The following is a 22908-nucleotide window of genomic DNA, read 5'->3' on the forward strand; positions in this document are numbered from 1 at the left end:
AACAGGCCTTAATATTACGCCGTCATTATTTACCGCATGAAAAAGATAATACGGAAAATTTAGCCCGTGCCATCTGGCTGGATAATCGTTATTGGGAAAATACGCGCATTGCCACCGCCAATGGCATTGCACTGGCGTTCAGGGGTGAACCATGAGTCAGGAATTAGATTTTACCTTAAGCCTGATTGATAAAATCACACAACCGCTGGCAGGTGCGAAAGCGGCGGTGTCCGGGTTTGCCCAGTCCTCGCAGGGTGCCTTTGAAAAACTGGCGATCGGTGGTGCCGGGTTGGCCGCGTCGTTCTGGTCAATCAAGGGCTTTCTTGATCCGGCCATTGAAATGGACGAGGCGCTGAAATCCGCTTCGTTGCAGGGCATTGACAGCAGCGTGATGGATAAAGTCGCCAAAGATGCCATGACATTCAGTTCCCGGTATGGCAAGTCGTCGATTGAGTTTGTGCAGTCGGCAGCGGAAATCAGCAAGGCGATTGGCGGGTTGTCACAAAGCGATTTACCCCAGATGACCCAGATTGCCAACACGACCGCCGCCGCCCTGAAAGCGAGCGGCAGTGATGCCAGTGCTTACATGGGGAAAATGTTCACCCAGTTTGCCAGTCAGGCTAAGGCGGTCGGGCATCTCAAGTTTGCCGAGGAACTGGCAGGCAAGGCCGTGACTATGTCGAAAACGTTCGGCACGTCCCTGACCGACATTGCCGACCTGATGGAAGGGGCACGGGCGGCCGGAACCCAATTTGGGGTCGGGATTGATGAGCAGTTGGCGGTACTGGGAGAACTGAGTCGCTCGCTGGGCGGTGAAGCCAGTGGCGCGTATGAGTCGTTTATCACCAATGCGGAAGCCAGCGGCAAGAAACTGGGATTAAGTTTCGTCAATGCGTCCGGCCAGTTGTTATCCATGCCGGAAATGCTGGAAAAGTTACAGGCCAAATACGGCAAGAGTATTGAAGGTAACCTGAAAGCGCAGGCGGAAATTGAGGAAGCCTTTGGTGATTCGGCCGTGGTGGTCAAACAGCTTTACGGCAATGTCGATGTGTTGCGCAAGAACATGACGGCACTGGGGGCCAACGATGGCATGAAGCGCACCCGTGACATGGCCGAACTGATGGCAAGCCCGTGGGAACGGCTGCATGCGATTTGGGAAAATATCCGTATTGCCATTGGCTCAACCTTGTTGCTGGTGATTAAGCCCTTGATCAACAACATGGCGGATACCAGCCAGATAGTGGTGCGCTGGCTGAAACTGTTCCCCAATATTGCCCGTTGGATCGGTTATATCGCGCTGGGGTTTCTGAGTTTTGCCGCCGCCGGGGCGATTGCCAATATTGTGATGGGCGTGGCTAAATTTATCTGGGTTGGCCTGAAGGGGATTTGGGCGGCCTGTACGCTGGTGATGAAACTGTGGACGGCGGCCGTCTGGCTGTGTAATGGGGCTGTTACCGTATGGAACGTCGGACTGAGAATATTACGTAATACATTGATGGCTGTTCGTATGCAGGCCATGTTAGCGGGCATTTCATTCAGCTTTATGACTTGGCCTGTCTTGCTGATTATTGCTGCGATTGCGTTGCTGGCTGTGGGCATTTATCTGCTGATTAAGCACTGGGATGCCATTAAAGCCGCCATTATGAATACCACGGCGTTTAAGGTTATCGCGGCCTGTGTGAAATGGGTTGGCGAGATCTTCAGCGCAGTCTTTGCCTGGATTGGCGAGGCGTGGGATAACCTCTGTCGCTGGTTCAGCAACTTTTCACTGGCGGATACGTTTTCCGGCATGGTGGACAGTGTCAGCAATCTCTTTAGTGGCTTATGGGACTGGCTAAAAGGATCATTTAGCGAAGCCTATAATTGGATTATCGACAAGTTGAACTACATTCCGGGCATCAATATTGAAACCCAAGCCATTGAGAAGACGGTCACCGAACCGACTGGAAAAGCGGCGGCTCCGGTGCAGGGCATCGGGGAAAATACCCAGAAACTGATAGCCCAACCCAACGGGATTTTGCAGGGACAACCTCAAGCGATGATCCAGCCAGTGAAAGCCATTCAGCCGCCCGAAACCGAGGGCGTCTTAACGGGCGGGAAAAAGCAGGGCATTGGCAAGCAAGGTCTGATGAAAGCGGTAACAACGAATTCACAGACCATCACGGATAACAGTCGCCGGATTGAAAATGTCACGCTGAATGTGACAGGCAATGTCACACCGGGACAACTCACAGAATGGGAGCAGGTGGCTTATGGATGAGCCAAAATACATTGATTTATGGATTACGGGCGGTGACTTCACGCTGAACGCCGGGAATGAACCGCGCTTTTGCCATAACCGCTTTTCGGTGGGTCAGGACTGTGTTCACGCCATTATGGAAAGTGGTCTTGCCACCGAGTTGGTCGCTGAACGCAGCCCGACCTTGCGGGCGGATATCCGCACCCAGATTGAAATTCTGGTTGAGGAAGATGCGCGGATTATTCCGGGCACGGTCATCATCAATGAAGAGTCACCGACCAAATTATGGATAACGGCTGAAACCTACGATTTTGGCCGACTGAGCGTGAGTGTAGGACATGGACACTAAACCCACCCTTGATTATGAAAAGGTGCTGCGTGACAGCGGGATGCCGACCACGGAAGCCGACATCAGCAAAGCCTTTGCCAACGTGGTGGATGAAGCCGGGCTGGTGACGAACACCTCGCGCATGTCCCCGTTCTGGCGGTTGATTAACACGATTGTCACGCGGCCAGTGTTGTGGCTGAAAGAGGCGTTAATCAATGTCACGCTGAAAAATATGTATCTGGCGAGCGCATCCGGTTCATGGCTGGATATGTTTGCCTGGGGCGTGAACCTGAAACGCAAGCCCGCCTCGGCTGCACAGGGCGTGATCCGTTTCTATAAGGCGGCGGGTGCTTCGGCGGTGACGGTGCCCGCCGGAACGGTGATCCAGACTGAACGCATTAACGGTGAAATCTACCGGGTCAGCACCACCGAAAGTGGTGTGATTGCTGACGGTGTGTCCAGTGCCTTATTGCCAGTGAGGGCAGAAGCCGCAGGAGGCGCATTTAACCTTGCACCCGGCTACTTTCGACTTCTGCCCGTGGCGGTGTCCGGTATTGCGCGGGTACAGAATGAGGAAGGCTGGCTGTTAACGCCCGGCGCGGATGCGGAATCCGACGATGATTTGCGTGACCGCTGCCGCAACCAATATAACTTGGTGGGTAACTATCATACTGATGCGGTTTACCGGGGCATGATTGCCACTGTTGCGGGTTTGAGCATCGACCGCATTTTCTTTCTGCATGATGCGCCCCGTGGGGCCGGCACCGCCAATGCGTATCTGTTGCTGGATTCGGGCGTCACCAGTCAGCCGTTTATTGAGGCGGTCAACGATTACATCACCAATCAGGGCCACCATGGGCATGGTGATGATATGCAGTGCCTGCCGATGCCGGAAACCCAGCATGACTTAGCGGTCACGCTGTTTGTGGTCAGTCTGGCGAACTACAGCAACGAGCAGATAACCACCCTGAAACGGGATGTGGAAAACCTGATCCGCTGTGCATTCCGGGAAAACAGCCAGTATCCGGTGAAGAAAACATGGCCGTACTCGCGCTTTTCCTTTTCCAGCTTAGGGCGGGAAATCCACCGTGAATTCAGCGAGATTGCATCCCTGACTTTTTCATTGGGTGACATTCTCAGTGACTTAAGTGTGCCGAGGCTGAAAACGCTCTCAGTGGAGGTGAAGAATGTCTGAGTTTAAGGAACATCTTAAGCGGCTGGCCCTGCCCTCATGGATGGATAAAGGGGAACCCGCCAAGCTGCTCAATGCAGCGCAGGCATTCTGGACGCAGGTTTACGGCTGGCTGACATGGCCGCTGGCCCAACTGGATGCGGAAACCTGTACCGAAGCGCTGTTATCGGTGCTGGCTTATCAGCGCGATATCCAGCGTTTTAACGGTGAGCCGCTGCCGCTGTTCCGCAAGCGGGTGAAATATGCGTTTATCAACGCCAAAGATGCCGGCAGCATCGCGGGCTTTATTGCCATCTTTGAACGGCTGGGTGTGGGCTATGTGGAATTACTGGAGCGTCAGCCGGGTATCGATTGGGATGTGATTATCCTGCGCCTCAGTGACGGGCAGATAGCGGCCAATCCTGATTTGCTGATGAATATCATTCGCCAATACGGGCGAACCTGCCGCCGTTACCGTTTTGAAGTGATCGCGAAAAATCAGTTATTGATGCGGGTTGGCAGTGTCGGTGCGGACTATTGCACTTATGCCGCCGCCATCCCGACCCCGCCATTATTATTAAAAGTGGGGCATATCGCAGGCGTTGCCGTCTGTGACAGTGCCCGCCTCAAGGAAAGCAGTGCACCGAACGTCACTTACGGTGCGTCATTATAAGGAAATAGAAAATGTCCTCCGTCATTACTTTGGACTTTGAAAAATGGAAGGCTCAGCAAACTGCCGCAGGTCAGCCTGTGGTGCTGGATGAATTTGTTTTTGCGAATGTGCCGAATCTTGACCCGTCGAAAGAGTTCAGCCGCAGTGAGAAACTACCAGCCCAAAACCAAATCGTTCACCGTCAGTCGGTGAACAAAACCGGATTGGCCAGCGAGAACGCTGTGGCTTACAGCGTTACATTGGGTACGGAAGTGGGGAATTTTGATTTTAACTGGATTGGCCTGCTCAATAAGGCTTCCGGTGTGATTGGGATGATCACCCATGCCCCCACGCAGAAGAAAATCAGAACCGCCAATGGCTTGCAGGGCAATGTGTTAACCCGCTCGTTCCTGCTGGAATTTGACGGTGCCGCGACAGAAACCGCGATCACGACCACAGCGGAAACATGGCAGATTGATTTTACCGCCCGGCTGTCGGGCATTGACGAAATGCAGCGCCTGATGAATACCGACAGTTACGGCGAAGCCGCCTTTTTCGGTGATGGCTTTGCTGTGGTGCGTCAGGGCGAACAGTATCGGGTGAAAAAAGGGCTGGCCTATGTCGGTGGGCTACGTGGGATGCTGGAATTTGACCAAACCCTGAACGCTATGCGCAATACTCGCGTTTATGCGGATTTTAGCCATCAGGGCAATCTGGTGAGTCAGTGGAAGACGGTGGTTAAAATTACCGCCGCGAATGAGTTGAAAAATTATGTGGATGCGGTGGGCTATCCACATTATGTGTTTGCCATTGCGCGGATTGATGGTAATGGGAATGTGACGGATTTACGCAGTAAAGGGACATTCAGCGATCGTGATATCGTCAATATTCAACAAGAACTTGGCAGGATTAAACAGGACTATGCTACTCAGAAGGCATTGAAAGACGGTTTGGATGGCAAACAACCGAAAGGTGATTATGCTACGAATACCGTGGTTAATAATGCCAATGATAATGCCAATAGCCGATTGGAAAAAGCGAAGAACGGGGCGGATATTCTGAACAAGGCTGAATTTATCGATAACCTCGGTCTGAAAGCCACCGTCGAAAAAGCCATGCGGGCTGTGCCCCATAGCCGCCGTATTAACGGGAAATGGCTGACATCAGATATTTCACTGGGTGCGGGAGATGTTGATGCGGTTTCAGCCTCAAAAGGAGGCACATTTCAGGGAGATATTCGGCTTTCTAAAGGCGCATTTATTGGTGAACAACGTGCTGATTTGGTGTTGTCGTCACTGGGCACTGCGAAATCCCGCCTGTCATTAAATCTATGGGGGAGTTCATCACGCGTGTCTGTGCTGGAGTGCCGGGACGATGAGGGCGGGATGTGGTATGTACAGCGGTTAACCAATGGTGCTGTTCAGTTAGCGGTTGAGGGGGAAATATTACCGTCTAACTATGGTAATTTTGATGCGCGATATGGCAGCAAAAACACGGCCAATTCGGTACGGAACGGATGGTGGAAATGCGGTGACACAGGTTTGATGTTTCAGTGGGGTTATACCGAAACTGAATTGGGCGAATCCTCGGAAACAGTTACTTTTCCGGCAGAGTTTCCCCGCCAGTGTTTTGGCGGTGTGGCGAGTCCAACCTATGATAAAAATCATGTGGGTGTTTCAAGCGCCTATTTTTTCAATCTCAATGATGGCAAGCGGGCGATTATTACTGCTGATCAATCGGCGAATTCAGAAGGCGTCAAGGCGTTTATTTTCTGGTGGGCTATGGGGATTTAACTATGTATGTATATAGCGCAAAAAATAATATGTTTTACCCGGAAATACTGAAGCCAGATTATGTCAGGGAGGGAAAATGGCCGGACGCGGGGATTTCAGTCAGTGAGGCAGTATATTTGGAATTTGCCGCAAACAGGCCGCCTGTTGGGAAGCGCCGTGTTGCCGGGTCGAATGGTCTGCCCGCATGGGATGATATTCCTCCACCGACACAAGAGGAATTGCAGCACCGGGCGGAACGAGAAAAGCAGTACCGGATGTCACTGGCGACAAAAGCTATTGCGCCACTACAGGATGCTGCCGACTTAGATATGGCCTCGGATGAAGAAAAAAAGGCCTTAATTAACTGGCGTAAATATCGGGTATTGCTGAACCGGGTTAATTGCGCAATTGCCCCGGATATTGACTGGCCGGAGCAACCCAAATAATGCACTGGCAGCGTAAAACCCTGCAACTGTCCCCGACTTTATCGGGGCTGTCTGCCGCCATTGTGCCCGTTCACCCGTTTATTTACGGTATCGGACAGCAGACTGACAGCGGCAGTTATCTCAGCCCGACCAATGCCATTGACACGCTGGCGACTAAACTCACGGGTGCAGGCCATATCAACAGTCTGATACTGATGGTCTGCGCCAAAACCCACGCTGACTTTATGCAGCACCTCACGCAGTTTTCAGCGGTGCTGCCACTGCCCGCGTTTGCGCAGGTCAAACGGATGGCAAAAACCGCCGAAAGTCTGGCCACAACCAAAATGCAATTGCCGGGCAAGCTGGGCGGCGGGTTACCGCTGCCGCAACCGCTATCTACGGCGACCAGCCGTCAGGCAATCAATGCGCAACTGATTGCTAAAGCCAACGCGCAGGCCAGTGCGGGCAGCAGTCTTGCCGGGTTAAAATCCCAACTATCTGCCTTTACCTCTGCCCGGCAATCCGCGTTGCAGCAAGTCACCGATGCCATGAATGGATTGGCAGGAAAATCGGCCACGGTCTGGGTGTTCTCAGGGAAAGGGAACGGCACACACATAGCGGAGAAACTGCGACAGAACATTCCCGAACCCGATGCCGTTTATACCCTGGCAACGCTGTTTGCCGGGGACGATATCCGCCCATTAGAAAGGATGCTCCATGAGCCAGATTATCACCCTCGCCCTTGATGGCGAGGCGATTCCCTTAAAAAGCCTGACTGTCACCCCCTCCATGATGTTTCAGGATCAAGACCAGAGCGGCCAGTCCTCCAGTACCGCAGTCGCTGAGCAGGGTATCAAGCCGAAAGAGCTGCGTGTCACGGGCATAATTCCCTTTACCGAACAGAAAACCCTGTCGCGCCTGTTTGCATTGGCGGAAGCCAAAGACAATGGCAACCTGAAACGCTACCGGGTGGCGAATCTCACCGCGCAGGCCATTAATTTTCGTATTGGTACCTTTACGGGCACGATGGATGCCAGCAAGGTGGACGGTAAGCAGGCATGGCAGGTGACCTTTACCTTAAGGGAGCATCTGTCCGTGGCGGAAAAACGCGATGCCCGTGCAACCGGTTCCATTCAGGCTAAAAAACAGACCGGGCAGGGCGGTGCGAAAGCCGGGGAAGACCCGGAAAAATTAAGCTGGTTCGAACGCGAGGTATTAAAACCGATTAATGACGGCATCGGAGGCGCAGGCGAATGAAACCCATCCAGCGACTCTACTTATCCGGCGATGAAGTGTACATTGTTGATGCCAATCTGATGCTGGAACTGTCATCCTGTGGCCGGGGTTTTATCACGGCAGAAACCACTACCGATTACACCGGGAAACTGGTGCGCCTTGAGGTGGGTTATCCAGATTTGGTGCTGCGCTGGTTTACGGGCTATGTGGAACGTTCGCAGCCTGCCCAGAACGGGTATCAGCGTCTGTTTGTGCGTGAATTGGTCGGCGTGTTTGACCGTCCGTGGCCGTGTTCGTTTCAGCATCCGACGTTACGCCAGATAGTCGACTGGTTGCAAGAGCACAGCGGGCTGACATTTACCTTACCGAATGCCCCCTATACCGATAAACCCATCCCGCACTATACCCATAACGGCACAGGCTACCAGTTATTGGGCAGTCTAGGGCAGCTTTTTGCCATTGAGGACTATATCTGGCATCAGTTGCCGGATGGTTCGGTTTATCTGGGCAGTTGGGCGCATTCGATGTTTCAGGGTAAGCCCGCTGAAATTCCGAATGAATTCAGCCAGAGCCAGTCGGCAGGCAATGCCATGACTATTCCCATGATCCAATCCCTGCGCCCCGGCTTTGTGGTCAATCAGCAGCGGCTGACCAAGGTCAACCTGTTGAATGAGAACATGAGCATCACATGGCAGCCAAAAGGCCAGACGGAGAATAAAACCCCTGCCCAGCGCCAGATTGATGCGGCCTACCCTGAATTATCCGCCGGGCTGCATTTACCCCAATTTGCCCGCATTGAGGCACACACTGAAAGCACGGCCAGCGGCGATATGTCTGACCCGTTCCGCCCGCGCTATGCGGTTGATGTGCAATTGCTGGATGATAACGGCAAAGATGCGGCTGCCCCGGTTTATCGTGCCGTGCCGCTGCCTTTGCCGATGGCAGGCGGTGAATCGGGCATGTTTCAGTACCCGCCCATCGGCACCGTGGTTGAAATTGCTTTCGAAGGCGGACGACCAGACAAGCCTTTTATTCGCCAGACCCTGAGTCAGGGCAACACCCTGCCGGATATCCAACCCGGCGAACAATTGCAGCAGCAGCGGGCGGAGGTCTCGCAGCGTGTCACACAGGCAGGAAGCTGGATACGCCAGACTGACCAGACCATTAATGAATCGTCGATGCACCGTGAAGTTAAGGCCGACACGGAAACGCGCACGGTGGTTGCACGGGACACCACAATACAGGCCACGGATAAAACGCTGGTGTTAGGCACATCCACCTTACTGGCAGGCGCAATCCAGCAGGTGGCGGAGGGTGATTACAGTCTGGCGACATCCAGTAACTACCTTGCCAGTGTGGGGAAAAATGCCAACATCGACGTGGGGCAAACACTGATAGAGAAAATCGGCCTGCTGAAACAGAGCATTGCAGGCGTCAAACAGGAAATCGTTGCGCCCGTGGTCTGGGTGGGCAGCCAGCAAATTAACGTCATGACCCTGATGTTAGACACGCTGGATGTGGTCAGGGAACTGGCGGAACTGACCGCCGCCCATACCCATCACAACACAGGCACACCGGAGAACGCCAGCGCCATCAGAGGCACTGCCCATAAATCCGATGGGCTGAAACAGAAGTATTCGCCTGTGATTGGGTGAATATCGCCCATTTGTGTGAGGTTTTGTACGCCATACCCTAAGTTGATATTTTATGCTACAGGCATTAGACTGATGATGTTAGTTGAAGAGTGTCGCGCTGTGACCAAGGCTGCTCCTCCTTAGTCACCGTATGAATGACAATCCGTCACGTCAAAATCAAAACAGGGCAATCAACCTCACCAATTGATTGTCTGTTTTATCAACTTAACCCTGCTTCGGCGGGGTTTTTGTTTTTCTGGGGTAATAAAAAAGTATTACAAATACATTGACGAAGTAATAAAAAAATATTACTATGTTGTCATGTTCAACAGAATGGAGGAGTAGTGAAGCAGAGTGAGTTCAGGCGGTGGCTTGAGTCTCAAGGGGTAATAATCAAGAATGGAAAGAATCACTTGATACTTCTTAAGGGAGATGCACGAAGTGCAATGCCAAGACATCCGAGCAAAGAGATTAATGAAAAATTAAGGCGAGCTATCCTTAAGCAGTTAAATCTCAAATAACTAACCAGCCCTTCGGGGCTGGTTCTTGGGCTAACTCTCACTCACTGTGATGATTATGCGATATCCCGTTAATATTGAAGACGACGACACTAATCTGTTTGTGTCGTTCCCGGATATACCCGAGGCGTTAACCTGTGGCGATGATTTGGCCGACGCCAAAGCGATGGCCTATGATGCCCTGTTAACCGCCTTTTCCATGTACTTTGACGATGAAAGTAAGGAGATCCCGTTACCGGGTGATACGGCAACAGAGCACTATATTGACATTCCTGCGAGTGTTACGGCAAAAATCCTTTTGCTCAATGCAATGGTAAGAGCAGGTGTTAGCCGTTCGGAATTGGGGCGCCGTGTCGGCATTCAAAAGCAGAATGTCAAGCAATTGCTGGATGTTTATCACGCGACAAAAATTGACACGATAGAAAAAGCGCTATCAAGTTTAGGTTACGAATTAATACTTACGGCTGCTTAACCTAATAAATTCCCTCATCAAAGGCTACTCTTCGGCGTGGCCTTTTTCATGTCCTCATAAAACGCAACCAGCCGCACACAACGCCATTCACTTATCAACTCATTGCCATCTGCGGTTAATTTGGATCGCGTTCCCTGCGTTGTTCTCACGCAGCACAATCCCCACGAAATAAACGTAAACCTGACGTAAAACGCACTACACCGCACCCGCCTGCCCGTTTTGGATCAAAAAATTATTTCAGTTTTAAAATACTACAAAGGGAGTCACCAGAGCGCGCTAGTGCTGGCGCTGTGGGGGAAATTATAAACTGAAAGGATTGAAAAGATTTTCAGGGAATTTCAGTTTTTGGATCAAAGGTGGATCGCGGGGAAAATATCAATGTATTGATATTAAATGAAAAATTCCATTTTACGTGAGAAATAAGATCATGAAGCAAAGCCGCACTAAATCGTAAAGTTCAGACAGGACGCAGCTTTGCTGTAGATAATAAACTGAAAATTTGGGAATTATTTTGTAGTTGGTAATGTTTGTAATAGTGCTTGCTTTTGGGTCGTAAAATCTTTTTTGGTGATAACACCACTGTAAACAAAATCATTGAGTTTATCTAAGTCATCAACGAGTTTTAACACATCAACAGTAGCTAAGCTTTTATCAAGATTTGATGCCAAGACATACTCTTTTAACGTGTTAAATTCTTTATTATTAATGACGTCGAATTCTTTCAATTCTTCGATACGCTCTAATTTATCGATAAGAGAACTTGTATCTAAATTAGTATCATCAACTTTAGATTGTGATGCAGTAGATTGCGGCACAGGAGAGGAGGGAGTTAATGGTTTGTTCAGTTGAGATAAAAATGGTGTAATTAACTTTTTCTCTATGTTATCGAAAACATAATGTTGACCGTCAATGACCAGTGTTAATTTTGCGGACAATAACCCTTTTTTCTCTTCAAATGAGTTGATTGATTTTCTGGGGAATTTGTCATGATGGATTTTCTTTAAAAGGCTTATTCTTACGAAATGAATATTTGCGTTAGTCAGTAATATAAATGTGCCTTTTAGACCATCACGATCACCGAACAAAGCGGAGATGGGATGTTCTCCAATATCTAATTCTCTAATAATGTAAAAAAAACCTTTCTTTCCTCTTGAAACGCAAGTTGAAACACCACTAGTTAATTTTTTCAGTTCTGCGAGTAAGTCAGCGTCAGATGCTGTCTTATAATTAATCACCATCACTATAGCCCTTAATATTATAAACACCAGTTGTCACACGATGCCGAACTATGGACAAAATTAAAAATGGGTGGACGCAAAGTGGACATTGCACAAACAAAAAGGGTTACACTTTCGTGTAACCCCTTGTTTTATTTGGTGGAGCTGGCGGGAGTTGAACCCGCGTCCGAAATTCCTACATCCTCGGTACTACATGCTTAGTCTAGTCTTTACATTCGCTTGCCAGCTGCGGACAGACACGCCACTAACAAACTAGCCTGATTGGTTTTAACGCTTCAACCCCAGGCAGGGCATCCACGCGATCTCTTTTGGGTTTGACCTCTCTTGATCCCCGTCCTAAGAGCGGAGGCTAGGGAGAGAGGGCTCTGCGCAGGTTATTAAGCTGCCAGTGCGTAGTTTTCGTCGTTTGCGACTATTGTTTTGCGGCTTTTTACGAGGCCAACCGCCCCTCGGCATGCACCTTGGGTTTCGCGAATCCCGTCGAATCCAGAATCAGCCCCAAGCGTGTTAAAGGCAAGTATATCAGAATATCGGGTAACAATGCTAATGATTAACGCCCAGAATTCTTCATAATTCGCGCTTTGTCTAATTTCCACTCACGTTCTTTAATGTCTGAACGTTTATCGTGCGCTTTTTTACCTTTTGCAACGCCAATTTTGATTTTGCACCAAGCGTTTTTCCAATACATGGAAAGAGCAACGATGGTGTAACCTTCTCGATTGATTCGACCATACAGTGAATCAAGTTCACGTTTGTTAAGTAGTAGTTTGCGTGACCGTGTCGGATCACAAACTACGTGGGAAGAAGCAACGTTCAATGGAGTAATTGTGGCACCAAAAAGATAAGCATCACCATTTTTGAGCAAAACATAACTCTCACTGATGTTAGCCTTGCCAGCGCGCAGTGATTTGACTTCCCAACCTTGTAGGGATAAGCCTGCTTCGAATTCTTCTTCAATGAAGTATTCGTGGCGGGCTCGCTTATTCATGGCAATTGTTGCCGAACCGGGTTTGTATGCTTTTTTCTTTGTCATAATGCGTTGTATTATACTGTATGCGTTAGTGAAAGAAATCTCTTCTGAATGATATTTAGCGATAAATGCACATTTATTGATCTAAATGTCATCGGGTTTTTATTTAACCACATTTAAGTGATACTATTCAGCGCTGTTAAGTTTTACAGGAAATGATATGCCACAGATTAGTCGCTCTGCGCTAGTGCCTTACAGCGTGGAACAAATGTATAAATTGGTCAATGACGTGACGTCTTATCCGGATTTTTTACCGGGATGTGTGGGAAGCCGCGTAATAAGCAGTAGTAATAATGAGATGACGGCTTCCGTTGAGGTCTCTAAGGCAGGGATCAGTAAGACGTTCGTAACGCGTAATACGTTATTTGATAATGAAAGCATCAGCATGCAGCTGGTCGATGGACCTTTCCGTAAGTTGATGGGAGGGTGGCATTTTACCCCGCTAAGCGAAGATGCCTGCAAGGTTGAGTTACATCTCGATTTTGAATTTACCAATAAGTTAATTGAACTGGCCTTTGGTAAGGTGTTTAAAGAATTGGCTGGTAACATGGTTCAGGCGTTTAGCCAACGAGCCCGTGAGGTTTACAGTGTCTGAGATCAATATCGAAGTCGTTTATGCTCTACCTGAACGGCAATATCTGCGTAATGTGAAAATACCGCAAGGAGCAACTGTTGAACAAGCTATTATTGCGTCTGGTCTGTTGACGCTACGTGATGATATTGATTTGACTAAGAACAAAGTTGGCATCTATAGCCGTCCAACCAAGTTGACTGATACGCTGGAAGAAGGGGATCGTGTAGAGATTTATCGCCCTTTGATTGCTGATCCTAAAGAAATGCGCCGTAAGCGAGCAGAGCGTGCTAGAAATAATGCGCAATAATATTTATTTATTCGCCAGTAGATAAGCTGGCGAATAAATTAAGTACACACTTCACTGATTCTTTGGCAGTGACTGTTCATTCTTAATATCAGTTAGCACACCTTTGCTATCAAAAGTAAGTGTCAGGGTTTCCTGAGTTGTTTTTCCATGACCTGGCTGTTGGCGGAATATGTAATACCAAGTTTGGCTCCCAAATGGATCCGTCAGCATTGGTGTTCCCAAAGTGTAAGAGACTTGCTGCTGAGTCATTCCTTTCTGGATTTTTGATACCGCAGCCGGCGTAAGGTAGTTCCCTTGATTAATATCAGGACGATAAACAATTCGCTCAAACATGGAGCAACCCGCAGTCAGCATAACAAGAGATACAGTAGCGGCAGTCAACAATTTACAGCGCATAGTAATTACATTCCTTTAGGAGTTAGGCCGTCGATAATAATAAACATTGAAGAGATTGAAAACCTCTACGCATTAACCTATGACTGCAATTATACAAAAAAGTTGTATTAATTTATGCTGCTAACAGCTCTTTTGCGTTGGCCAGAGTGTTTTTTGTAACCTCACTTCCTGCCAGAAGCCTCGCCAGCTCTTGGAGTCGTGCTTTTTTATCCAATAATTGCATTTGGGTTTCTGTCTCTTCACCATCTGTTTGCTTGCTGACATAAAAGTGCTGATGCCCACATCCGGCGACTTGAGGTAAATGGGTGACGCACATAACTTGGGTCGATTCTCCTAATTCACGTAACAGGCGTCCAACGATCGCAGCTGTTGGGCCGCTAATGCCTACATCAACTTCATCGAAAATGAGCGCAGGCGTTTCCATTTTCTTCGCTGTAATAACTTGAATTGCCAGTGCAATACGGGAAAGTTCACCACCTGATGCCACTTTTGCCAGTGGTTGGTGGGGTTGACCGGGGTTAGTTGTTACATTGAATTCGACTTTGCTGGCTCCGTCGATATTTAAATGCTCCGGTTCAAAGGTAATATCAATAGTGAATCGACCATGAGGCATAGAAAGTTGGTGCATGCTGTTTGTTATCAACTGGCTCAATTCTACAGCATATTTCTGGCGAACATGGTGCAATCTTTCCGCTACTGTCAGGGCTTGCTGGTAGTGGAGGCTGACAAGTTCACTCAGGTGGGCACAATCATCTTCCTGTTGGGATAACTGATGCTGTTCTTCCAATAACTGTTGATGTAATGCAGGCAATTCTTCTGGGGCAACATGATGTTTACGAGCCATATTGATTTGCTGAGAGATTTTCTGTTCTAGTTCAAATAAACGATTAGGATCCAGCTCCAGTTGGTCGCTGTAATGACGTAACTCGTCACTAACTTCATTGATTTGGATCGCAGCTTCTTCCAGCATATTAAGTAGGCCGCTGAGTTTATGATCCATACTAGCAAGCTCTGTTAGTTCACTCCGTGCATAGCTTAGAAGGCTGACAATGTTTTGCTCATCATTGTCGCTTAAAAGCTGGAGAATGTTTTGACTGACGGACAAAAATTGCCCACAGTTCGCCAGTCGCTTATATTCACTATCCTGCTCTTGATAATCACCTGATTGTGGTGACAGTTCATTTAGTTCTTTCAGATGATATTCCAGCAATTGCTGACGTGAGCGACGCTCAAGAGCTTGTTGCTGGAATTGAGAGAGAGCCTGACAGCTTTGGCGCCATTGCTGATAAGCCTGTTTCATTTCATGCTGAAGTTCAAAATCGCTCGTATAAATATCCAGTAAACGCCTTTGGTGACGATTTTCTAACAACAATTGATGGGCGTGTTGCCCGTGGATTTGGATCAGATGTGAACCCAATTCACGTAATTGAGAAAGAGGTACGGCAGTGCCATTGATAAAACCGCGAGAGCGCCCATCAGCGGTAATTGTACGGCGTAGCAGGCATTCATTATCATCATCAAGGCTCCCATCAAGCTGATGGTCTACAAGCCATTTGCGTGCAGAAGGGGCATCAATCAGTGAAAAACGAGCACAAAGATCGGTACGTGGAGCACCTGGGCGAACCATATTGGCTTCTCCGCGGTTGCCAAGGCATAAACCCAAGGCATCAATTGCTATGGATTTTCCGGCTCCGGTTTCACCTGTAATTGCCGTCATTCCTGAGCGGAAATCGATTTCAAGTTCGCGAACGATAGCAAAGTTATTGATGGTCAATTGAGTCAGCATAGTGCTCCTCCTTCTTTTGACTGTATATAAAAACACGTTCCTGTGCATAAAAACATGTCTGTGCTTCCATACAGTATAAACTGGTTTTTTATACAGTAAAGTAGAGGAGCTTCGTTTTTAGAACATTTTTTTTGACCAGCCCAATTTTGTACTCAGTGTATTGAAATAGTTATAATCTTTTGGATGAATTAAGTGCAGACTATAGTCACTGCGTTTGATGATCACCTCTTCATCATCTTGGATTGGCAGGACGATCTGGCTGTCACAACTGACCTCGTAGTCATTGCTATTTTGGGCAAACTTCAGACGAATGCTGCTTTCGCTACTGATAACGAGCGGGCGTGCCGAGAGGGTATGTGGAAACATCGGTACCAGAACGATAGCATTTAAGTTTGGCGTTAAAATTGGCCCACCAGCGGATAAAGAATAGGCGGTTGAACCAGTGGGTGTTGCTATGATCAAACCGTCTGAACGTTGGGAAAAAGCAAAACGATCATCAATATATACTTCAAATTCAATCATATGAGCAACTTTGCCTGGATGTAGAACGACTTCATTCAATGCAGTGCTACGTCGGGATTTATGCCCTGTTTTTGTGACTTGTGCTTCAAGCAGGAAACGTTTTTCATCTCGATATTCGCCATTCAGAACTTCGGATAGTTGCTGTAAAGCGTTATCTGGATCCAAATCTGTCAGAAAACCTAAATTGCCTCGGTTGATGCCAATGACTTTGATATCATAACGTGATAATACTCTGGCTGCACCGAGCATATTGCCATCGCCACCGACAACAATCACAAGATCGGCGATTTTACCGATTTCTGTCAGTCCTCCAACTTGGGCATCTTTTAAATTAATGTCTTTTGCAACCTGTCTATCCACGATGACGCAATAGCCTTTAGATACCAGCCAATAATACAGCATTTCATGGGTAGCCAACGCTTCAGGATGACGTGGACGGCCGACAATACCGATGCATTTGAATTCATTATTCATTGCTGTTATTTCCTTCAGCATATGGTTTTGTCCTCACAATATGATGTGTTCTCTTGAATCCCGCGTTTTGATCCCCATAATAAGCGAGAATGGCGAAGATAATATAAAATACGCGGAGATATTCATGAGTAGTAAAGACCAAAAAGCACCTGACGAGCAAGTCTCAGAAAATACAGAAAATGTATTAGAGCAACAAATGAATGCAGAACAGGCAGACGCGCCAGAGACTGAAAATGTTGTTGACCCGCGTGTTGCTGAGCTGGAAGAGCAATTGAAACAGGCTCAGGTTAACGAACGTGATGCGATATTGCGCGCGCGCGCTGAAGTGGAAAACATTCGCCGTCGTACTGAGCAGGATGTAGAAAAGGCACACAAATTTGCATTGGAAAAATTTGCCAATGAACTTCTGCCAGTTATCGACAACCTGGAGCGTGCATTAGAAGTTGCTGATCGTGCCAATGAAACGCTGCTGCCAATGGTTGAAGGAATTGAACTGACTCTGAAATCTTTTATTGATGCAGTGGGTAAGTTTGGCGTTGAAGTAGTCGGTGATATCAATGTGCCTTTCAATCCAGAAGTACATCAGGCGATGACCATGATGGAATCTGATCAGCATGAACCTAATCATGTGATGTTGGTGATGCAGAAAGGCTACATCTTGAATGGTCGTTTATTGCGCCCTGCAATGGTTGCTGTTTCCAAATAAAATTACGGTATCCCGTGATCTAATGCCGCCACTTAGAAGGCGGCATTTTTGCAAGTAGAAATTGATTATTGGGGTAACAAAGGTGTCCAATCTATCGGAGACAACCCCTGGGTTTCCAACAGAATGTTAGCCTGTGAAAAATGTTTACAGCCTAAAAACCCACGATGGGCAGATAAAGGAGAAGGATGTGGTGCTTTTAATACATGATGGCGCTGGGTATCAATAAAACGGCCTTTTTTCTGTGCATGAGATCCCCAAAGCAAGAAAATGACTCCGCTGCGATGTTCATTGATTGCGGCAATAACTTTGTCAGTGAAAGTTTCCCACCCCAAATTAGCATGAGAATGCGCGTTGCCGCGTTCAACAGTTAGCACGGTATTGAGCAACAATACTCCCTGTTTTGCCCAGCTGATCAAACAACCGTGATTGGGACGAGTAAATCCGGCAATGTCCGATTCCAGTTCTTTGTACATATTGATGAGAGAAGGCGGTGCAGGAATGCCCGGCTGTACAGAGAAAGCCAGACCGTGGGCTTGATTCGGTCCGTGGTAAGGATCTTGCCCCAAAATCACCACTTTTACATCAGCCAATTCGGTATAACGGAATGCGTTGAAAACATCTTGTTGAGGCGGATAAATGGTTTTTCCAGCCTGACGTTCATTGGCGACGTAAGCTAATGTATCAACGAAATAAGGCAGTTTCTTTTCATTGCCGATGACATCGTGCCATATGAGAGGTGCGGATGGTGCGGACATAGCCAATCCCTTTCTAGATGATTATCAGATAGGCCTAAGCTTACCGATTCCCTTAGGATAGGGGAACCCTTGAAGGTCAATCTGTGCTTAATTCTTAGAATGAAAATCTGTTTTATAAATTTTTTTGAAAAAATACAAAAATAATTTCATTTGGTCATTCTATAAAAGATGTTTTAAAACATGTTGTTACTGAATTATTATTAATAACCTTACAAAATTAGTTGATTACTATCAAAGAATCTTCCCATTTGTGCTGGTATACAGGAAATCATGAATGATGGTTGATTAAATAATGATTTAACTAAATAACTAAGACGATGATGTTGGAGGTATAAATGATTACTGGGATTCAAATTACCCGATCTGACAACGCTGCATTAATGAATTCTTTTTGGCTGTTGGATGATGAGAAAAATGAAGCGCGTTGTATTTGTGCCAAAGCGGGTTACGATGAAGGCCAGATTGTTGCCAAAGAGGAATTGGGGCAGTTTGAATATCGCGAGATTCAGTTGGAAGTCAAACCGACTGTGCGTGTAGAAGGCGGGCAACATCTGAATGTTAATGTTCTGCGTCGTGAAACGTTGGAAGATGCGGTAAAACACCCTGAAAAATACCCTCAGCTTACTATTCGTGTATCTGGTTATGCTGTGCGATTCAACTCACTGACTCCAGAACAGCAGCGTGATGTTATTGCGCGCACTTTTACAGAAAGCCTGTAATTTTTATATCAGACAAAAAGTCTAAAGGGAGAATCAATGCTCCCTTTTTTATTGGAATAAATAAGGAAACATAATTCCTTATTTTTAGTATGTAATTTAATTTTGTTAATTAAAAATTAAATTTGTTTTAAACTTGTTAAATTTCCTGCCGATAGAGAGTTTGGGTTTTTAAACACCCTTAAACCTGAATAATCTGTAGGAGAATTTTATGACATTATCAGTTAACACCAATTTTTCCAGCGAGTTAGGGATCTACTCATTACAAGGAAACTCCCTGCAACCTCAATCCAATTCTCCAATCCAGTCACTACCAGATAAAGTTGAACACATTTCTTCTTCAAGTATTTCATTTTCAGAAAACACTAAACAGGCTAATGCACTCTATCAATCACTGATTAATAATTTAAATACGAGTGTGATGGCAGAACCTGAATTGAAAGCTAATGATATTGCAGGAAAACACTCTCAATTTATTGATTATTCTCTGACACTGGTTACCCGTGATGTTTATCGGGAAAGCAGTTTAGGGATTGGCGATTATGTGCGTCTATCTGATGATGATTTATCGAAAGTAGGCATTGATCCCAAAACATTGAACGATTACTCAACCGGGTTTCAGGCTGGCGTCTACCAAAACAAAGGGTTATATATTGTCTCTTTCACGGGATCGAATGAATTAAAAGATTTTATGGTAAGCATTCGTCAGGGGCTTGGTTACAATGAAAAACAATATAATCAAGCTGTGGAATTGGCATATAAAGCGTTAAAAGTTTTTGGGGAAAATGTCATTTTTACCGGGCATTCATTGGGAGGTGGATTAGCAACTGTAGCTGCATTGGCAACGGGAAAACCCGCTGTTATTTATAATTCTGCTGGTGTTTCAGATGCAACATTGAAACATATGGGAATATTGCCTGAGGTTGCGCGTGAATTGGCAGGTAGCGGCTTGATACGACATTATACTGTCCAGCATGATTGGTTGGATAATTTGCAAAAAACATTGCCCGTACCTCAACCAATGGGGAGCACTATAGGGCTAGAGTATGAATTGGACAGCATCTGGGATAAATTGCCTCATAGGTATGGATTTCATTCATTTAAGGCTCACTTTTTGGAAGCCGTTCTGGAATTAATGACAGAACAAAAGCCTTGGTTGAATAATCACGATACTATGTTGGCATCAATCGATAGTACCGATGAGAATGATGAAAATATAGCTTCCTTGCGATCATTGGCAATGACTATGGATGATTCTGCAACCAGAGAACAATTTGAGGAAGCTTATCAGCAAATCGCATCACAATGGAATGAGCAGAATTACACTGTGTAATGTTTTGAATGTGGTGTTTTGATTAAGTAATAAATAGCAAACTAGTTGGGAGCGAAGCCATTGATTGTATGACTTCGCCCACATTTTGACAATTAATCGTTGCTGGATTCAGTTACTTCTGGTTTGGGATTGCCTGAAGGAGTACGGCGTTTACCAATATTTTTACTGTCGCGATGACGAACTTTCACGCGGCTTTTCTTTGTATCTTCAGTTTTTTTCTTCTCTTTGCGTTTTTCCAGCACTTTTTTGGATGGTTTATAGCTTTTTTTCTCACTTGGTGCTTTGGTTTGCGGACGAAGTTCATCAACGATCCGCACTTTCAAAGGTTCTTTGAGATAACGGCTGATTTTGCCCAAAAGAGGATGATCGTGCGCTTCAATCAGAGCAATGGCTGTTCCCTTGCGGCCTGCGCGAGCAGTACGGCCAATCCGGTGCAAATAAACATCTGCTGTACGGGGTAAATCAAAGTTAAAAACGTGGCTGACGTTTTCGATATCCAGTCCACGGGAAGCAACGTCAGTTGCGATCAGAACATTGACTTTACCATCATTCAGGCGTTTCACAGCATCTGTACGCTTGGCTTGCACCATTTCGCCCTCAAGGAAACAAGCCTGAATGCCTGCCTGACTCAGCCAATCAACAACTTCACGCACACGCTCTCGCTTGCGTACAAACACAATGGATTTAGTAACGTCAGGTTGTTGGAGAAGGTGACACAGCAAGGCTGTTTTATGCTCTAGCGTATCAGCCCGATAATAGAATTGCTGGATTTTTTTGCGTTCACGGCGAGAAGGTTCAGCATCGATCTCGACAGGGTCAGTTAACAGACGCTCAGCAAAATCGCGGATGGATTCTCCTTCTAGGGTTGCGGAGAATAACAATGTTTGTTTGCGCCAGCGAGTTTCACCTGCAATAGTTTCGACATCATTGGCGAATCCCATATCCAGCATGCGATCAGCTTCATCAAGGATCAACGTTTCCACTGCGCGACAGTCGAAGTTTTCTTCCTTGATATATTGCAGCAAACGCCCTGTCGTTGCGACAACAATATCCTGATTCTCACTGAATACTTCCGCGTGATTCATGTAGGCAACACCGCCCGTTATTGTGGCAATGTCCAAATGTGTGTGAGCTGCAAATTCTTTTGCTTGTTCTGCAACCTGCATTGTCAGCTCACGGGTTGGAGTTAAAATCAGGATACGCGGAGGCCCCGATTTTTTGCGGGGAAAATCCAGTAAATGCTGTAATGCCGGCAATAGGTAAGCGGCGGTTTTACCTGTACCAGTTGGCGCTGAGCCTAGTACATCGCGTCCATCCATAGCAGCAGGAATGGCTGCCGCTTGAATGGCAGTCGGGCGTTCGTAGCCTTTTTCATTCAGCGCATCAAGCAGGGATTCATCAAGTTCGAATTCGGAAAAGTTTGTCGCAGTCATCATATACCTCTATTTGGGTCGCCGATTATAAACAGGTTAATCGCATTCTTCATCCTATAAAAGCATCCGATGGGCAGGTTGCTTTTATCCTCCGACCATAAGATTTATGCTATGACAAATTCTAATTTCAGCAGATATGGGCTATGGCATTGATACAGAAACCCGCTTTTCGCCGCGGTGGTTTTACATTTAAACAGTTTTTTGTTGGGCATGATAAATGTGCGATGAAAGTCGGGACGGATGGTGTATTGTTGGGAACTTGGGCGCCAGTATACAACAGGAAAAGATGTCTGGATATCGGATGTGGCAGTGGTTTAATTGCGTTGATGATAGCCCAGCGTACAAAAGAAGATACTATCATTGATGCAGTGGAACTGGATGTTCTTGCTGCAACGCAGGCAGTTGATAATGTGCAACAATCACCATGGCCTTCCCGCATTACGGTTCATCAGAAAGATATTCATGATTTCGTGCGGCAAAATGTGCAACAAAATGAGATAGCGCAAAATGAATCACGGAAACTTAGTCTTCAATACGATTTGATTGTTAGCAATCCACCCTATTTTGAACCTGCTATAGCATGTCGAAACGAAGCACGCAATCAGGCACGCTATACAGCGTCATTGACACATAAAGGTTTATTGGAATGTGTGCAAGCATTGATTACTCCAATGGGATTGTTTTGTCTGGTATTGCCTTATGATATCGGCGAACAGTTTGAAAAAATGGCATTAGATTTGGGATGGTTTACCCATTTTCGTGTCAGTATTCGTGACAGGCAAGATAAGCCATTACATCGCCTATTGCTGGGGTTATCCCTACAAGAACAGGGCGTTCAAATGAGTGAATTAACCATTCGAGGAACGGATGGTGCATATTCAGACGAATTCCGTCAGTTAGTAACAGATTTTTATCTTTATTATTGATAATGTTAGCACTATTGAGATGGTGAATTGGATTATTTGGTACAATAGAATAAAAATTCTGTTTTTCTTAGATTAAAATCGTGCACCCTGTGAAATAGAGGCTATGATTTGTGCTAGGTACCCAATAATAGATTTCCAAGAGATTGTATACCTCAAGACGCATTGAGCAAATGCCATCAAAAATTAATTTGCTTAAAATCAATAAAATAGACGGTGTGTAATACGAGAGTAACAGGTGTTGTAATATAAAATTACAGCTAAAGTT

The 22908-nt window shown here is 46.6% G+C and carries 26 protein-coding genes and 1 other RNA gene; 18 read left to right on the top strand and 9 right to left on the bottom strand.

What is annotated here, in order from left to right:
- Positions 1-11 precede the first annotated feature (11 nt).
- The 12 genes from Xvie_RS25890 (at position 12) to Xvie_RS16935 (ending at position 10447) form a co-directional block, all read left to right on the top strand.
- Positions 12-155, top strand: coding sequence for a DUF6890 family protein (locus Xvie_RS25890; RefSeq protein ID WP_422645948.1), 144 nt, complete (start codon positions 12-14; stop codon positions 153-155).
- Complete coding sequence (locus tag Xvie_RS16885; RefSeq protein WP_086110345.1) at positions 152-2260, top strand: phage tail tape measure protein; 2109 nt, start codon at positions 152-154, stop codon at positions 2258-2260. Before Xvie_RS25890 ends, Xvie_RS16885 begins: the two co-directional genes overlap by 4 nt.
- Complete coding sequence (locus Xvie_RS16890) at positions 2253-2588, top strand: DUF2590 family protein (RefSeq protein ID WP_086110346.1); 336 nt, start codon at positions 2253-2255, stop codon at positions 2586-2588. The genes Xvie_RS16885 and Xvie_RS16890 overlap by 8 nt, the downstream gene beginning before the upstream one ends.
- Positions 2578-3762: a baseplate J/gp47 family protein gene (locus tag Xvie_RS16895; protein ID WP_086110347.1), complete on the top strand. Its 1185-nt coding sequence runs from the start codon at positions 2578-2580 to the stop codon at positions 3760-3762. Before Xvie_RS16890 ends, Xvie_RS16895 begins: the two co-directional genes overlap by 11 nt.
- Positions 3755-4411, top strand: coding sequence for a phage tail protein (locus Xvie_RS16900; RefSeq protein ID WP_086110348.1), 657 nt, complete (start codon positions 3755-3757; stop codon positions 4409-4411). The genes Xvie_RS16895 and Xvie_RS16900 overlap by 8 nt, the downstream gene beginning before the upstream one ends.
- Positions 4412-4422: 11 nt before the next feature.
- On the top strand, positions 4423-6183 hold the full coding sequence (locus Xvie_RS16905) for a phage tail-collar fiber domain-containing protein (protein WP_086110349.1): 1761 nt from the start codon (positions 4423-4425) through the stop codon (positions 6181-6183).
- Between the two features lie 2 nt (positions 6184-6185).
- Positions 6186-6608, top strand: coding sequence for a tail fiber assembly protein (locus Xvie_RS16910; RefSeq protein ID WP_086110350.1), 423 nt, complete (start codon positions 6186-6188; stop codon positions 6606-6608).
- Entirely contained in the window at positions 6608-7333 is a 726-nt protein-coding gene (locus tag Xvie_RS16915) for a hypothetical protein (RefSeq protein ID WP_086110351.1), read from the top strand. Before Xvie_RS16910 ends, Xvie_RS16915 begins: the two co-directional genes overlap by 1 nt.
- Positions 7305-7844, top strand: coding sequence for a baseplate complex protein (locus tag Xvie_RS16920; protein WP_086110352.1), 540 nt, complete (start codon positions 7305-7307; stop codon positions 7842-7844). Before Xvie_RS16915 ends, Xvie_RS16920 begins: the two co-directional genes overlap by 29 nt.
- Positions 7841-9478 carry a type VI secretion system Vgr family protein gene (locus tag Xvie_RS16925; RefSeq protein ID WP_086110353.1) on the top strand — a complete coding sequence of 546 codons (1638 nt, stop codon included), beginning with the start codon at positions 7841-7843 and terminating at the stop codon, positions 9476-9478. The genes Xvie_RS16920 and Xvie_RS16925 overlap by 4 nt, the downstream gene beginning before the upstream one ends.
- 323 nt (positions 9479-9801) lie before the next feature.
- Positions 9802-9978 carry a type II toxin-antitoxin system HicA family toxin gene (locus Xvie_RS16930; RefSeq protein WP_086110354.1) on the top strand — a complete coding sequence of 59 codons (177 nt, stop codon included), beginning with the start codon at positions 9802-9804 and terminating at the stop codon, positions 9976-9978.
- Positions 9979-10033: 55 nt separating this feature from the next.
- A complete protein-coding gene (locus tag Xvie_RS16935) occupies positions 10034-10447 on the top strand; it encodes a type II toxin-antitoxin system HicB family antitoxin (RefSeq protein WP_086110393.1) in 414 nt (137 codons plus the stop codon).
- 17 nt (positions 10448-10464) lie between these two features.
- Here Xvie_RS16935 and Xvie_RS24215 read toward each other — a convergent pair whose 3' ends face one another.
- The 4 genes from Xvie_RS24215 to smpB form a co-directional block, all read right to left on the bottom strand.
- Positions 10465-10596, bottom strand: a complete 132-nt coding sequence (locus Xvie_RS24215) for a hypothetical protein (RefSeq protein ID WP_279625682.1) — start codon at positions 10594-10596, stop codon at positions 10465-10467.
- 357 nt (positions 10597-10953) lie between these two features.
- On the bottom strand, positions 10954-11685 hold the full coding sequence (locus tag Xvie_RS16940) for a PH domain-containing protein (protein ID WP_086110355.1): 732 nt from the start codon (positions 11683-11685) through the stop codon (positions 10954-10956).
- A gap of 136 nt (positions 11686-11821) precedes the next feature.
- Positions 11822-12185, bottom strand: a transfer-messenger RNA (tmRNA) gene (ssrA, locus tag Xvie_RS16945).
- Positions 12186-12235: 50 nt separating this feature from the next.
- The gene (smpB, locus tag Xvie_RS16950; RefSeq protein WP_086110356.1) at positions 12236-12718 is read right to left on the bottom strand and encodes an SsrA-binding protein SmpB; all 483 of its coding nucleotides are present in this window, start codon (positions 12716-12718) and stop codon (positions 12236-12238) included.
- Positions 12719-12875: 157 nt separating this feature from the next.
- On the opposite strand from smpB, the gene Xvie_RS16955 reads away from it, so the two are divergent.
- Together Xvie_RS16955 and Xvie_RS16960 are read left to right on the top strand one after the other, a co-directional pair.
- Positions 12876-13310 (top strand): type II toxin-antitoxin system RatA family toxin, encoded by a 435-nt coding sequence (locus Xvie_RS16955; protein ID WP_086110357.1) that lies wholly within the window; start codon positions 12876-12878, stop codon positions 13308-13310.
- The gene (locus Xvie_RS16960; RefSeq protein WP_086110358.1) at positions 13303-13596 is read left to right on the top strand and encodes an RnfH family protein; all 294 of its coding nucleotides are present in this window, start codon (positions 13303-13305) and stop codon (positions 13594-13596) included. The genes Xvie_RS16955 and Xvie_RS16960 overlap by 8 nt, the downstream gene beginning before the upstream one ends.
- 51 nt (positions 13597-13647) lie before the next feature.
- Here the strand turns inward: Xvie_RS16960 and bamE are convergent, their stop codons facing one another.
- The 3 genes from bamE to nadK form a co-directional block, all read right to left on the bottom strand.
- On the bottom strand, positions 13648-13992 hold the full coding sequence (gene bamE / locus Xvie_RS16965; RefSeq protein ID WP_086110359.1) for an outer membrane protein assembly factor BamE: 345 nt from the start codon (positions 13990-13992) through the stop codon (positions 13648-13650).
- Between the two features lie 112 nt (positions 13993-14104).
- Positions 14105-15778, bottom strand: coding sequence for a DNA repair protein RecN (gene recN / locus Xvie_RS16970; protein WP_086110360.1), 1674 nt, complete (start codon positions 15776-15778; stop codon positions 14105-14107).
- Between the two features lie 117 nt (positions 15779-15895).
- A complete protein-coding gene (gene nadK, locus Xvie_RS16975; RefSeq protein ID WP_139838872.1) occupies positions 15896-16774 on the bottom strand; it encodes an NAD(+) kinase in 879 nt (292 codons plus the stop codon).
- A 124-nt stretch (positions 16775-16898) separates the two neighbouring features.
- On the opposite strand from nadK, the gene grpE reads away from it, so the two are divergent.
- Positions 16899-17480 (top strand): nucleotide exchange factor GrpE, encoded by a 582-nt coding sequence (gene grpE, locus Xvie_RS16980; RefSeq protein ID WP_086110362.1) that lies wholly within the window; start codon positions 16899-16901, stop codon positions 17478-17480.
- 65 nt (positions 17481-17545) lie between these two features.
- On the opposite strand, the gene ung is transcribed toward grpE, so the two are convergent.
- Positions 17546-18235, bottom strand: a complete 690-nt coding sequence (gene ung, locus Xvie_RS16985) for a uracil-DNA glycosylase (protein ID WP_086110363.1) — start codon at positions 18233-18235, stop codon at positions 17546-17548.
- A gap of 335 nt (positions 18236-18570) precedes the next feature.
- On the opposite strand from ung, the gene grcA reads away from it, so the two are divergent.
- On the top strand, positions 18571-18954 hold the full coding sequence (gene grcA / locus Xvie_RS16990; RefSeq protein ID WP_086110364.1) for an autonomous glycyl radical cofactor GrcA: 384 nt from the start codon (positions 18571-18573) through the stop codon (positions 18952-18954).
- A 208-nt stretch (positions 18955-19162) separates the two neighbouring features.
- Positions 19163-20284: a Tle-like phospholipase domain-containing protein gene (locus Xvie_RS16995; RefSeq protein WP_086110365.1), complete on the top strand. Its 1122-nt coding sequence runs from the start codon at positions 19163-19165 to the stop codon at positions 20282-20284.
- A 92-nt stretch (positions 20285-20376) separates the two neighbouring features.
- Here Xvie_RS16995 and srmB read toward each other — a convergent pair whose 3' ends face one another.
- Positions 20377-21717 carry an ATP-dependent RNA helicase SrmB gene (gene srmB / locus Xvie_RS17000; protein WP_086110366.1) on the bottom strand — a complete coding sequence of 447 codons (1341 nt, stop codon included), beginning with the start codon at positions 21715-21717 and terminating at the stop codon, positions 20377-20379.
- 143 nt (positions 21718-21860) lie between these two features.
- Between srmB and trmN the strand changes: the two genes are divergently transcribed.
- Positions 21861-22643: a tRNA(1)(Val) (adenine(37)-N(6))-methyltransferase TrmN gene (gene trmN, locus Xvie_RS17005; RefSeq protein WP_086110367.1), complete on the top strand. Its 783-nt coding sequence runs from the start codon at positions 21861-21863 to the stop codon at positions 22641-22643.
- Positions 22644-22908 lie beyond the last annotated feature (265 nt).

It is taken from the genome of Xenorhabdus vietnamensis, from assembly GCF_002127535.1.
GTDB classification, from domain to species: domain Bacteria; phylum Pseudomonadota; class Gammaproteobacteria; order Enterobacterales; family Enterobacteriaceae; genus Xenorhabdus; species Xenorhabdus vietnamensis.